We start from the raw sequence: 12,726 nt of genomic DNA on the forward strand, positions 1-12,726 counted from the left end.
GGTCAGATCATGCCGGACCGTTGTCCTCCTCGCTTGCCCCGCCCGTCACTTCGGCAAGCCTCCGGTGCTCGGCGGCCTTGCGCTCGTAGATCTGGGCCATGCGCAGGTGGTACGCCGGGTTGTCCTGCTCGTAGATGTCGGGGATGCCGTCCTGGTCCGCGTCGAGCTCCTCGGCCTCGCAGAGCCCGCGGTACTTGGCGTTGCGTACCTTCAGCAGGACGCCGGCGGCCATGGCCGCGATCAGGGAGCCCATGAGGACGGCGGCCTTGACCTCGCCGGTGAGCGTCGGGTCGCCGTCGAAGGCGAGTTCGCCGATGAGCAGCGAGACGGTGAAGCCGATACCGGCCAGCGACGCCACCGCGAAGACGTCGGGCCAGGCCAGGTCGTCGCTGAGCGAGGCCTTCGTGAACCGTGCCGTCAGCCAGGTCCCGCCGAAGATGCCGAGCGCCTTGCCGACGACGAGCCCGAGCACGACACCGAGGGTCTCGGGCCGCGTGAACACATCGCCCAGCGCGCCCCCGGAGATCGCGACCCCCGCGCTGAACAGGGCGAACAGCGGCACCGCGAGCCCCGCCGACAGGGGACGTACGAGATGTTCGATGTGCTCGCCGGGTGAGTGCTCCTCGCCCGGGTGGCGGTGGCAGCGCAGCATCAGACCCATCGCGACACCGGCGATGGTGGCGTGGATGCCGCTGTTGTACATCAGCCCCCAGATGACCAGGGCGAGCGGAACGTACACGTACCAGCCGCGTACGCCCTTCCTGAGCAGCAGCCAGAAGATGCCGAGGCCGATGACGGCGCCGGCGAGGGCGGTGAAGTTCAGGCTGTCGGTGAAGAAGATCGCGATGATCAGGATCGCGCAGAGGTCGTCGACGACGGCGAGGGTGAGCAGGAAGGCGCGCAGGGCGGACGGCAGGGACGTCCCGATGACCGCGAGGACGGCGAGCGCGAAGGCGATGTCGGTGGCCGTCGGCACCGCCCAGCCGTCCAGGGAGCCGCCGCCGGCGAGGTTGGTCAGCGTGTACACGATCGCCGGTACGGCCATGCCGCACAGCGCGGCGGCCACGGGGAGCGCGGCGGCCCGGGGGTCCTTGAGGTCGCCCGCGACCAGCTCGCGCTTGAGTTCGATGCCGGCGACGAAGAAGAACACCGCGAGCAGCCCGTCCGCCGCCCAGTGCTGGATGGAGAGGTCCAGACCCAGGGCGGCGGGACCTATGTGGAAGTGGCCGACGCTCTCGTAGCTCTCTTGCAGCGCGGGTACGTTCGCCCAGATGAGCGCGGCGATCGAGGCGAGCAGAAGCAGAACGCCGCCGAGGGTCTCGGTGCGCAGCGCGTCCGCGACGAAGTTCCGCTCGGGGAGCGAGAGGCGTCCGAGGAACTTGCGTTTGCTGGCGGAGCTGGGCGCGGCCACGACGGGACCTTCCGGGTCGGTACGGCGTATTCTCCGCCGTCACGAGGGTCGCTGACGGCGTTGCCGACCAGACTTCCCGGCGCACCCTGAAGGCGCCAGTTTACCTGATCATTACATGCGCAAAATCCACCGTACGGACAAAAGGGGCGCCCGGCGTGCTGCCGGGCGCCCCTCAGGAAACGTACTCAGTCCTCGCTCGGCGCCGCCGGCAGCTTGGCCTGGATCAGGTCCATCACCGTGGAGTCCGTGAGCGTGGTGACGTCACCGAGCTCGCGGTTCTCCGCGACATCGCGCAGCAGCCGCCGCATGATCTTGCCGGAGCGGGTCTTCGGCAGCTCGGCCACCGGCAGGACCCGCTTGGGCTTGGCGATCGGCCCGAGCGTCTTGCCCACGTGATCGCGCAGGCCGGCCACCAGCCCGTCGTCCTCGGCGGAAGCCGTCCCGCGCAGGATCACGAACGCCACGATCGCCTGCCCGGTCGTCTCGTCCGCCGCACCGACCACGGCGGCTTCCGCGACCGACGGGTGCGAGACGAGCGCCGACTCGACCTCGGTCGTCGAGATGTTGTGCCCGGACACGAGCATCACGTCGTCCACGCGCCCGAGGAGCCAGATGTCCCCGTCGTCGTCCTTCTTCGCACCGTCCCCGGCGAAGTACTTGCCCTCGAACCGCGACCAGTACGTGTCGATGAACCGCTGGTCGTCGCCCCAGATGGTGCGCAGCATCGACGGCCACGGCTCGGTGAGGACGAGATAGCCGCCGCCGCCATTCGGCACTTCCTGCGCCTCGTCGTCGACGACGGTCGCCGAGATGCCCGGCAGCGGCCGCTGCGCCGATCCCGGCTTCGTCTCGGTGACCCCCGGCAGCGGCGAGATCATCATCGCCCCGGTCTCGGTCTGCCACCAGGTGTCCACGATCGGGGTGCGGTCGCCGCCGATGTGCTTGCGGTACCAGATCCACGCCTCGGGGTTGATCGGCTCGCCGACGGAGCCCAGGATGCGGAGGCTGCTGAGATCGAACTTCGCGGGGATGTCGTCGCCCCACTTCATGAACGTACGGATCGCGGTGGGCGCCGTGTACAGGATCGTCACCCCGTACTTCTGCACGATCTCCCAGAACCGCCCCTGGTGCGGGGTGTCCGGCGTGCCCTCGTACATGACCTGCGTCGCACCGTTCGCCAGCGGCCCGTACGTGATGTACGAGTGCCCGGTGACCCAGCCGATGTCGGCCGTGCACCAGTACACGTCGGTCTCCGGCTTGAGGTCGAAGACGGCGTGGTGGGTGTACGCGACCTGTGTGAGGTAGCCGCCCGAGGTGTGCAGGATGCCCTTCGGCTTCCCGGTCGTCCCGGACGTGTAGAGGATGAACAGCGGGTGCTCGGCGTCGAACGCCTCAGGCGTGTGCTCGGCCGACTGCCGCCCGGTGATCTCGTGCCACCACACGTCGCGGCCCTCGGTCCAGGCGACCTCCTGCCCGGTCCGCCGGACGACGAGGACGTGCTCGACCTGGTCCACCCGGTCGAGCGCGTCGTCCACGGCGGGCTTGAGCGCGGACGGCTTGCCGCGCCGGTAGCCGCCGTCGGAGGTGATGACCAGCTTGGCGTCGGCGTCCTGGATGCGGGTGGCGATCGCGTCCGCGGAGAAGCCGCCGAAGACGACCGAGTGCGCGGCGCCGATACGGGCACAGGCCAGCATCGCGACGACGGCCTCGGGGATCATCGGCAGGTAGACGGCGACCCGGTCGCCCTTGCCAACTCCCAGCTCGGTCAGGGCGTTCGCGGCCTTGGAGACCTCGTCCTTGAGCTCGGCGTAGGTGATGGCCCGGCTGTCGCCCGGCTCGCCCTCGAAGTGGATGGCGACGCGGTCGCCGTGGCCCGCCTCGACATGCCGGTCCACGCAGTTGTACGCGACATTGAGCTTGCCGTCCTTGAACCACTTGGCGAACGGCGGGTTCGACCAGTCCAGCGTCTCGGTCGGCTCGGTGGCCCAGGTCAGCCGACGGGCCTGCTCGGCCCAGAAGCCGAGCCTGTCAGCCTTGGCCTGCTCATACGCCTCCGCGGTGACGTTGGCGTTCGCGGCCAGGTCGGCGGGCGGCGCGAACCTGCGCTCTTCGCGCAACAGGTTGGCCAGGCTTTCGTTGCTCACGACATCTCCCTTTCCCAGGGTGTCCGTTGTGTCCCAGGCCACAGCTCATCAGACCGGGGGCCCGGTGACAAGGGCCGACTCGAAATTGGTTTAGACCTATCCATGTGCTGCGACACCCCTCACGGGCACGCACACAGCCACGTACCGTCCCTCCGGCGGGTTCACTTGGTAACGCTTCCCGGGTCTCGGCCCAAGAACAGGCGAAGTGCCCGAAGCGAAGGAGACACCGAGTGGAACGGATACGGGGCGGGCCCCTCGCCGCGGTACGTGATCCACATCTCTTCGAAGAGTTCTACCGGCGTCATGCGACGCCGTGACACGTTTCGTGGCCCGGCGTGTCGAGGACCCGCACACCGCCGCCGACCTGACCGCCGAGATCTTCCTCGCGGTCCTCGACTTCGCCCACACCTACCGCCCCGGCCTCGGCAGCGAAACCGCCTGGCTGTACGGCATCGCCCGCAACGTCGTGTCCTCCGAGCGCCGCCGGATCGCCCGCGAAGCCCTTCGCGACCAGCGGATCTCGGGCCGCCGTCTCCTCGACGCCGACGACATCGCCCGCCTCGAGGACAAGCTCGACGCCGAGAGCCCGGGCCGTCGCGCCCTCGCCGCCCTCGACCGCCTCCCGGAGGGCGAACGCGCCCTGCTGGAACTCATCACAGTCGACCAACTCACCCTCACGGAGGCCGCAGCCGCCCTCGGCATCCGCCAGGTCACCGCACGCGTCCGCCTCCACCGCGCCCGCAGGGCCCTGCGCGCGGAGGCCGACGCCACACCTGCGCCCACGCCCAAGGCATCACTGACGTACGCATCCGAGGTATCCGAAGCAATCGGGGGGGAAGCATGAACACGAAGACGACCTTCGAGGACCGGCTGCTGAGCGATCTCCAGCGCGAGATCGAACTGCGCGAGGCCGGGACCGAGGAATCCGGGGTGAGTGAAGCGCCCGCGCGAGTACGCCGCTTGGTCACCCCGCCCCGCCCCGCCTCGCCCGCCCCGCCTCGCCCTCGCCGCCGCAGCCTGCGCCGCGGCAGCGCTCGCCGTGGTGCTGGTGCCGGGCTCCCCGGCCGACTCGAAGGCGTACGCGGTGGAGCGCCACGACGACGGCAGCGTCACGCTCACGCTGCGCGATCTGCTCATGGAGCCCAACGCCCAGCGCGAACTCACTGAGCGGCTGCGCGCGAACGGAATCCACGTCGACATCCAGACCCTCGACATGGTCCACAAGTGCAAGCAGCCGCGCGGCGAGGCCGTTGAAGGCAACTTCGCCGTCAGGCCGTCCACGACGGCGAAGGCCAAGCAGTCCAAGCCGCCGCAGAACCCCAACAAGCCGGCGAGCGAGTTGGCCCCGCTCGCGACCCGCATGGGCACCTGGAAGATCACTCTTCACCGCGGTGACACCCTGGCTTTCGAGAACAACCTGTCGCAGCCCAGCAAGGTCGCCGGTGGGCAGGTGCGGGGCGTGGTCTTCTACGCGGTCAAAGGCGCCATCAAGCCCTGCGTGCCGGTGGAGCGCCCCAACCACATTCTGGAAGGGGTGACCACCCACTCATCCGACACCGGACGCTGACCGGTACGCGGGACGGCAACCGATATGTGGTGCGCGGCCCCGCCGACCGGAGCCGCGCACCACGGCCAGATCATGCCGGACGGCGCAGATCCTCCGCCGCCCTCACATGATCGAACAACTCGCCCCCGTCACGGTCGGCCAGCAGGTACGCCTGCGCCTCCCCGACGTGGAAGTACATCCCGTGCAGTTCGAGCACACCCTCGCGCAGGGCCTGCGCCACGGACTCATGCGCCCGCAGATGCTCCAACTGCTGCACCACATTGGTCAGACAGAGCTGCTCCACCGTGTCGGCGGGCGCCCGCCCGGCCAGCCGCGTCCACGGCCGGTCCTTGCCGGCCATCCGCTCCAGACTCGGCTGCCCGTGCCGCAGCCACCGCTTGAGCGGCGTGAGCGCCCCTCCGGGCTCCGAGCTCAACAGGGCCTGCATCGCCCCGCAACCGGAGTGCCCGCACACCGTGATGGACCGCACCTTCAGCACGTCCACCGCGTACTCGATCGCCGCGCCCACCGAGTCGTCCCCGCTCTCCTCCCCGGGCAACGGCACGAGGTTGCCCACATTCCGTACGACGAAGAGGTCACCCGGACCACTGGAGGTGATCATCGATGTGACGAGCCGTGAGTCGGCGCAGGTCAGGAACAGCTGCGAAGGCCGCTGCCCTTCCCGCGCCAGCCGCGCCAGTTCACCCCGCACCAGCGGCGCGGTGTTCCGCTGGAACGCGCTGATCCCGCGCGCCAGTTGGTGCCCGCTCGGCCGGGCGGTGTCGGCCGCCTCACCCGGGCTGTCCGGACGGCCGCCGGAGGGAGGGGACTGCGGGCCCCCGGAGGTCTCGCAGTGATGGTTGCGCCATGGTGTCCAGGGTCGGCAGCGGCAGTGGGCGGAGCTTGCGGGCTCGGTGATCCGCGTTCCGGCCCGCCCGGTGAGCTCGACCGTGCCGCCCTGGGCGAAGTGCCCGTTCTGCCAGTCCTGCAGTGACTCGTACGCCGCGTGGTCCATGAACGAGCCATCCAACTCCACGACGACGTCGGCCCCTTGGGGTACGAGATGCAGGGCACGGCTGAGCCGCGGCACCGCGAGGAACGTCAACTGGCCTCGCACTTGTACGTAATGGACTCCCTCCTTCTCTTCGTGCGTGATACGGGTGCGGGCGAGGCGGTGCAGGGCGACGCCGACGGCCACGGAGACCCCCAGCACCACGCCCTCGAGAACTCCGAGGAACACGACGCCGAGCGTGGTGACGGCGTACACCAGCACTTCGCGGTGGCGGGTGACCGTGCGGATGTGGTGCAGGGACACCATCTGGATGCCGACGGCCATCACCAGGGCGGCGAGCGATGCGAGGGGGATCAGCTCCAGGATCGGGACCATCAGCAGCGCGGCAACTACTACGAAAACGCCGTGCAGCATCGTGGAGTTCCGGCTCACGGCACCGGCTTGCACATTCGCGGAACTTCGTACGGCGACCCCGGCGACCGGCAGTCCGCCGAGCGCGCCGGAGACGATGTTGGCGGCGCCCTGCCCGAGCAGCTCCCGGTCGAGGCGGGAACGGCCCACCCGGGATTGCAGCTCGGGCCGCGCCGCCACCAGCTTGTCCACGGCCACGGCGCCGAGCAGCGACTGCACGCTGCACACCAGCGTCACGGTGAGGACGGCCGCGGTGATCCCGAGCACCGGGCCCTCGGGCAGCCCGGCCAGCGCATGGCTGCTCCAGGACGGCAGGTCGACCTTGGACAGGGTCAGCCCGGCGAGCGAGGCGGTCGCGGTGGCCCCGGCGACGGCGACGAGCGCGGCCGGGACCTTGCGCAGCAGCTGTCCCCCGCGCCCGGGAATCCGCGGCCAGGCGAACAGGAGCGCCAGTGTCAGCGCGCTCATCGACACCGCCGCGGGGTGGACGTGCGCCAACTGGTCGGGCAGCGCGACGAGGTTGTCGAGGACGGAACTCTGCGGAGTGCCGCCCAGCACGATGTGCAGCTGGGCGACGGCGATGGTCACGCCGATGCCGGCGAGCATGCCGTGCACGATCGCGGGACTGACGGCCAGCGCCGTACGGGCCACGCGCAGGCAGCCCAGGCACAGCTGGGCGATTCCGGCGAGGACGGTGATGGCGCAGGTCGCACGCCATCCGTAGTGGTGGATGAGCTCGGCGGTGACGACCGTGAGCCCGGCGGCGGGTCCGCTCACCTGGAGCGGTGAGCCGCCGAGCCGACCGGCGACGAGTCCGCCCACGGCGGCGGCGACGAGGCCCGCCTGGAGCGGCGCGCCGGTGGCGAGGGCGATGCCGAGGGACAGGGGCAGGGCGATCAGGAAGACCGCGATCGAGGCCGACAGATCGGCGCCCGCGATACGGAATCGGCGGGGCGGTGCCGGCGGGGGGCTGTGGGGCTGGTGGGTGCGCCGGGGCCGAGTCGAGTCGGCGGCGCGGGTGGGGACGCAGGCGGACATGGTTCCCGTCTCCTCCGGGGCAGCGCGGTCGCGGAACAGGTGGTCCCCAGCCAGGGCGGCGGGGGCGGGTCGCGGCCGTGGGTCACGGCGTGCAGCGGCGGGGGATTTCCAACGCTCGGTAAACGGATCGTAATGCAGAGTAAAGGCTTTGTGTGGGAAATCGGAGCAAATGGGGCACCAAATCACTCTCTAGGGTGAACCAAGCTTTTTATCGGCTTGTCGTATTTATTCAGTCTCGGCCTCGTGCGACCTTGACGGCGCTGTCGGCATAGCGCTGCACATCACCCCAGAACGCCCTGATCGGCGTTGCCCTGACTGAAGGAAGAAGGTGGGCGGAAGATGGCCGCCACCCAGAGGATCGCCGCGGGCGTAGCACTCGCCGCGGCCTGCGCCACGGCGCTCGCCGGTTGCGCCACCGGCACCACCGGATCCACGGAAGGCGCGCACGGTGCGAAGAAGGCGGCGGGGGCCCCGGCGCCCAAGAGCGCGGTCCGCCTGATCGGCGACGGCTCCACCTCGTACACCGGCGCGCAGCCGCATCTGCCCAGGCCCGTGCGACTGAAGCCCGGTCAGAAGCCCCCGCAGTTCGTGGTCTTCTCGTGGGACGGTGCTGGCGAGGACAGCCAGAAGCTCTTCTCGCACTTCCGGAAGATCTCCAAGGCCAACAAGGCGACGATGACGTACTTCCTCAGCGGCGTGTACATGCTGCCGGAGGGCAAGCGCGATCTCTACAAGCCGCCGCAGCACTCACCGGGCAGCTCGGAGATCGGCTTCAACGACGAGCAGGGCATCAAGGACACCGTGAAGCAGCTGCGTGGCGCGTGGCTGGAGGGCAACGAGATCGGCACGCACTTCAACGGCCACTTCTGCGGCAGCGACGGCGGGGTCGGCGAGTGGTCGGTCGCGGACTGGAAGAGCGAGATCGCCCAGGCGAAGTCGTTCGTGAAGTCCTGGAAGACCAACACGGGCATGAAGAAGGCGTCCCCGCTGCCCTTCGACTACGACAAGGAGCTCATCGGCGCCCGCACGCCCTGCCTGGAGGGCCAGAAGAACTTCAGGAAGGCGGCTCACCAGCTGGGCTTCCGCTACGACACCAGCGGCGTCAACAACCAGATCTGGCCCAGGAAGAAGGAGGGCCTGTGGGATCTGTCGATGCAGCTCGTGCCCTTCCCCGGTCACGCCTATGAGCAGCTCACCATGGACTACAACTTCATGATCAACCAGTCGGGCACCGCGACCCAGGGCGACCCCGACAAGCAGGAGTACTGGGGTGACCAGATGCGTGACGGCCTGCTCAAGGGCTTCGACCGCGCCTATGACGGCAACCGCGCGCCACTGATCATCGGCAACCACTTCGAGTCCTGGAACGGCGGCAAATACATGCGGGCCGTCGACGAGGTCGTCGAGCATGTCTGCACCAAGCCCGAGGTGCGCTGCGTCTCTTTCCGGCAGCTCGCCGACTGGCTCGACGCCCAGGACCCGGCCACCCTCGACAAGCTCCGCGGCCTCCAGGTCGGCGAGGCCCCGAAGCAGGGCTGGGCGTCCTTCCTCTCGGGCCGCCCCGCCCCGGCCCCGAAGGGCGTCCCCGGGGCGCCGGCAGTCAAGCCGTAGCGGCCGTCCATGCGGGCCGGTCGCTCATGCGGTAGCCACCAGCCTCTCGCCGAGTACGAAGCCGGGGTCGACCTGCGCCGCCAGGTCCGCCCCGGTTTTCTCGTTGCCCCAACTGCTGGCGTTCTTCAGGTGGAAGTGGACCATCTGGCGGGTGTAGCGCTCCCAGTCCCGCAGGTCGTACGTGGCGTCGGCGGCGGTCTGCAGCATGCCCAGGGAGCGGCGGTTGGCGTCCTCCAGGAGCTCGAACCGGGGCGGGCGGCCCTTCTCCATGGCGCGCACCCAGTCCGAGTGCCCGACCGTGACCAGGAGATCGTCACCGACTTCGGTGCGGAGGAAGTCGATGTCGTCCTGGCCCTGCACCTTGTTGCCGACGACCTTCAGGACGACGCCGAAGTCGCGGGCGTACTCCTTGTACTGGCGATAGACGGAGACTCCCTTCCGGGTCGGCTCGGCGACGAGGAACGTGATGTCGAAGCGGGTGAACAAGCCGGACGCGAAGGAGTCGGAGCCCGCCGTCATGTCGACGACGACGTACTCGCTCTGGCCGTCGACGAGATGATTCAGGCAGAGCTCCACTGCACCGGTCTTGGAGTGGTAGCAGGCCACTCCCAAATCGGCCTCGGTGAACGGGCCGGTGACCATCAAACGGACGGCGCCGCCGTCGAGTTCCACCGGCCGCGCGCAGGCGTCGTACACCGGATTGTCCTCGCGCACCCGCAGCAGTCGTGAACCCTCGCCGGGCGGGGTCGTCTTGATCATCGTCTCGGTGGACGCGATGCGCGCGTTGGAGCCGCGCAGGTAGTCCTTGATCAGCGGCAGTCGCTGGCCCATCGCGGGCAGCCCGGCGGCCTCCGCCTCGTCGAGGCCGAGCGCGGCTCCCAGGTGCTGGTTGATGTCGGCGTCCACCGCGACGACCGGCGATCCGGTGGCCGCGAGGTGGCGGATGAAGAGAGAGGACAGGGTGGTCTTGCCGCTGCCGCCCTTCCCTACGAAAGCAATTTTCATGTTCACAAAGCGTAGTGTGGTGATTGCTCAGAGTGCCTGCGCTACGTGAAGAAGACCACTCCTTCGTGGGGTGAGCCGCCGGGGTGCGTAGTGTCGTACTCATGAGTACGACAGGCGCGACCGCCGATCCGCTGGCGGCCCTGGGCTCGCTGCCCGGGGTGGCCGAATCCGTGGAGTCCGTCCGCAAAGCCGTGGACCGGGTCTACGGGCACCGGATCATGCGGCGCCGCAGCAACGAGATCACGTCCGAGGCGGCGCTGCGCGGCGCCCGCGGCTCCGCGGCACTGTCCGGCGCCGACTGGGCCCTCGAGGAGGTGCGCCGCCGCACCGACTTCAGCGCGGACGACGAGGCCCGTACGGTCGGCGCGGCCCTGCGGCTGACCGCCGAGGCGGGACAACTCCTGTCCATCTGGCGGCAGTCGCCCCTTCGGGTGCTGGCCCGGCTGCATCTGGTGGCGGCCGCGGACAGGGGTGACGAGGTCGGTCGCCCGCGGCGGAACGGTGAATCGGTCGACGAGCCGCTCGTCGAGCTGCCGCTGCCGGACGCGCACGAGGTCGCCGGCCGCCTCGAAGGGCTCTCGCAGTTGATCATCGCGGGCGGTTCGGCCCCCGCGCTGGTGACAGCGGCCGTCGTGCATGGCGAACTGCTCGCCCTGCGCCCCTTCGGCACCTGCAACGGACTGGTCGCGCGCGCGGCCGAGCGCATCGTCCTGATCGGCAGCGGTCTCGACCCGAAGTCCGTCTGCCCGGCGGAGGTCGGCCACGCGGAACTGGGCCGGGCGGCCTATGCGGCGGCCCTGGACGGCTATGCCTCCGGCACTCCCGAAGGCATGGCGGCGTGGATCGCCCACTGCGGCAAGGCGGTCGAGCTGGGGGTCAGGGAGTCGACGGCCGTCTGCGAGGCACTTCAGCGCGGGGCGGCGTAAGGCAGTGAAAAAGGCCCCCTCGGGGGCCTGCAGGGTTGCGGCGGTACGAGGTCTCGTACCGCCGCTGGCATGTCCACCGGGGTACCAAGCGTCCTCGAATGTTGCCCATCAGGTCGGGAACTGCTGCCCGTTACCTGGTGCGGCTGGCCCGTAATCGACGGGTCGACGTCGCGTGGGTGCCCGGTGTTCATGCTCGGTCCGTGGGGCCTCGGTTGCGTTTAAAGGTGATCCTCTCGGATGTCCTTGGTCTCGCGGGCCGTTAACCCCTTTGTACTCCAGGTCCGGAGGAAGCGGAAGCCCTGACTGCACTTCTTTACTTTTAGGTTCAAACGGGTGCGAATCGAGCGGGAGCGTTTTGCCCGCACTCGTGTGACGTGATCAGAGTGCCGTCGCGCGCCGCCGGCTCGCGTACCAGACGAGCCCCGCGGTGGCCGCCGCCGCGCCTATCGCAGCCGCCGCGACGAGCGCCGGACGGGGCGGTACGGACAGCGTGGGCAGCCGCTGCTTCAGTAGAACCGGCCGGTGGAAGTCCAGAATCGGCCACGAGCGGGCGAGCGCCTCGCGGCGCAGCGCGCGGTCCGGATTCACCGCGTGGGGGTGGCCGACGGACTCCAGCATCGGCAGGTCGGTCGCCGAGTCGCTGTAGGCGTAGCAGTGCGAGAGGTCGTATCCCTCGGACTCGGCCAGCTCCCTGACCGCCTCGGCCTTCGTCGGCCCGTACGCGTAATACTCCACTTCGCCGGTGAAGCAGCCGTCCTCACCCACGACCATGCGGGTCGCCACCACGCGGTCCGCGCCGAGCAGCTCGCCGATCGGCTCGACCACCTCCGCCCCGGACGTGGACACGATCACCACATCGCGCCCCGCGATGTGGTGCTCCTCGATGAGGGACGCGGCCTCGTCGTAGATGATCGGGTCGATCAGGTCGTGCAGCGTCTCGGCGACGATCTCCTTGACCTGCTGGACGTTCCAGCCGCGGCAGAGCGCGGACAGGTACGTGCGCATCCGCTCGATCTGGTCGTGATCGGCGCCGCCCGCCAGGAACACGAACTGGGCATATGCGGTACGCAACGCGGCCCTGCGGTTGATCAGCCCGCCTTGGTAGAACGACTTGCTGAAGGTGAGCGTGCTCGACTTCGCAATGACCGTCTTGTCCAGGTCAAAGAAGGCCGCGGTGCGAGGCAAGGAGTGGTTTTCCACGAGCCCGAGCATAGGCGCCCACCATTCGGCGTAAGGTGAGGCGCGTGGGTTTGCCTGAGAGGCCTCTCGGGTACACCATGGAAGTCACGGATCGTTCGCGACCGTGCTAACCCGGTCTGGCTCCTCCCCCCCCGAGTCGGACCGTGGGGACGACCCCCGCTCTCCCCCCCGGCGGGGGTCGTCGCATGTCCAGATGGGTTTTCTCCCTCTTTTGCGCGGCCTCGGAGCCTTGCTGTCACCGCTCTGGCCGCCTCGTTCGCATGTCCATGATCCGTCACTGTGTGTAGCCGTTGTGCTGCGCTGTGGAAGTCGCGCATGGGCCACCGGTATGAGTGAAGGCGATATTCACAACCACTGAGTTGTCCACAGTTATCGACCAAGATCCACACGATTTCCGGGATCGCTGCACCGTGATTCCAGCG

General features: G+C 69.2%; 8 protein-coding genes and 1 pseudogene. 4 read left to right on the forward strand and 5 right to left on the reverse strand.

Annotated elements, in window-relative coordinates; translation table 11 throughout:
* Positions 1-7 precede the first annotated feature (7 nt).
* A complete protein-coding gene (gene nhaA, locus ACZ4WS_RS24125) occupies positions 8-1,411 on the reverse strand; it encodes a Na+/H+ antiporter NhaA (protein WP_467983282.1) in 1,404 nt (467 codons plus the stop codon).
* A gap of 185 nt (positions 1,412-1,596) precedes the next feature.
* On the reverse strand, positions 1,597-3,597 hold the full coding sequence (gene acs, locus ACZ4WS_RS24130) for an acetate--CoA ligase (protein WP_467983283.1): 2,001 nt from the start codon (positions 3,595-3,597) through the stop codon (positions 1,597-1,599).
* 188 nt (positions 3,598-3,785) lie between these two features.
* Between acs and ACZ4WS_RS24135 the strand changes: the two are divergent.
* Positions 3,786-4,399 (forward strand): annotated as a pseudogene (locus tag ACZ4WS_RS24135) (RNA polymerase sigma factor).
* Positions 4,400-4,489: 90 nt separating this feature from the next.
* Complete coding sequence (locus tag ACZ4WS_RS24140; protein ID WP_467983284.1) at positions 4,490-5,122, forward strand: hypothetical protein; 633 nt, start codon at positions 4,490-4,492, stop codon at positions 5,120-5,122.
* Positions 5,123-5,192: 70 nt separating this feature from the next.
* On the opposite strand, the gene ACZ4WS_RS24145 is transcribed toward ACZ4WS_RS24140, so the two are convergent.
* Positions 5,193-7,562, reverse strand: coding sequence for a SulP family inorganic anion transporter (locus ACZ4WS_RS24145; RefSeq protein ID WP_467983285.1), 2,370 nt, complete (start codon positions 7,560-7,562; stop codon positions 5,193-5,195).
* Between the two features lie 339 nt (positions 7,563-7,901).
* Between ACZ4WS_RS24145 and ACZ4WS_RS24150 the strand changes: the two genes are divergently transcribed.
* Positions 7,902-9,173, forward strand: a complete 1,272-nt coding sequence (locus ACZ4WS_RS24150) for a polysaccharide deacetylase family protein (RefSeq protein WP_467983286.1) — start codon at positions 7,902-7,904, stop codon at positions 9,171-9,173.
* Positions 9,174-9,197: 24 nt separating this feature from the next.
* Here the strand turns inward: ACZ4WS_RS24150 and ACZ4WS_RS24155 are convergent, their stop codons facing one another.
* Entirely contained in the window at positions 9,198-10,178 is a 981-nt protein-coding gene (locus tag ACZ4WS_RS24155) for an ATP-binding protein (RefSeq protein ID WP_467983287.1), read from the reverse strand.
* A 101-nt stretch (positions 10,179-10,279) separates the two neighbouring features.
* Here ACZ4WS_RS24155 and ACZ4WS_RS24160 point away from each other — a divergent pair, with 101 nt between their 5' ends.
* Complete coding sequence (locus ACZ4WS_RS24160) at positions 10,280-11,104, forward strand: Fic family protein (RefSeq protein ID WP_467983288.1); 825 nt, start codon at positions 10,280-10,282, stop codon at positions 11,102-11,104.
* 378 nt (positions 11,105-11,482) lie between these two features.
* Here ACZ4WS_RS24160 and ACZ4WS_RS24165 read toward each other — a convergent pair whose 3' ends face one another.
* Entirely contained in the window at positions 11,483-12,316 is an 834-nt protein-coding gene (locus ACZ4WS_RS24165; RefSeq protein ID WP_467983289.1) for an HAD family hydrolase, read from the reverse strand.
* Positions 12,317-12,726 lie beyond the last annotated feature (410 nt).

It is taken from the genome of Streptomyces sp. NPDC029292, assembly GCF_055569295.1.

Excerpts from the sequence above, each read along its gene's own strand:
- ACZ4WS_RS24145 (WP_467983285.1), bottom strand. The coding sequence starts at position 7,562 with ATGTCCGCCTGCGTCCCCACCCGCGCCGCCGACTCGACTCGGCCCCGG.
- ACZ4WS_RS24150 (WP_467983286.1), top strand. The coding sequence starts at position 7,902 with ATGGCCGCCACCCAGAGGATCGCCGCGGGCGTAGCACTCGCCGCGGCC.
- ACZ4WS_RS24155 (WP_467983287.1), bottom strand. The coding sequence starts at position 10,178 with ATGAAAATTGCTTTCGTAGGGAAGGGCGGCAGCGGCAAGACCACCCTG.
- ACZ4WS_RS24160 (WP_467983288.1), top strand. The coding sequence starts at position 10,280 with ATGAGTACGACAGGCGCGACCGCCGATCCGCTGGCGGCCCTGGGCTCG.
- ACZ4WS_RS24165 (WP_467983289.1), bottom strand. The coding sequence starts at position 12,316 with ATGCTCGGGCTCGTGGAAAACCACTCCTTGCCTCGCACCGCGGCCTTC.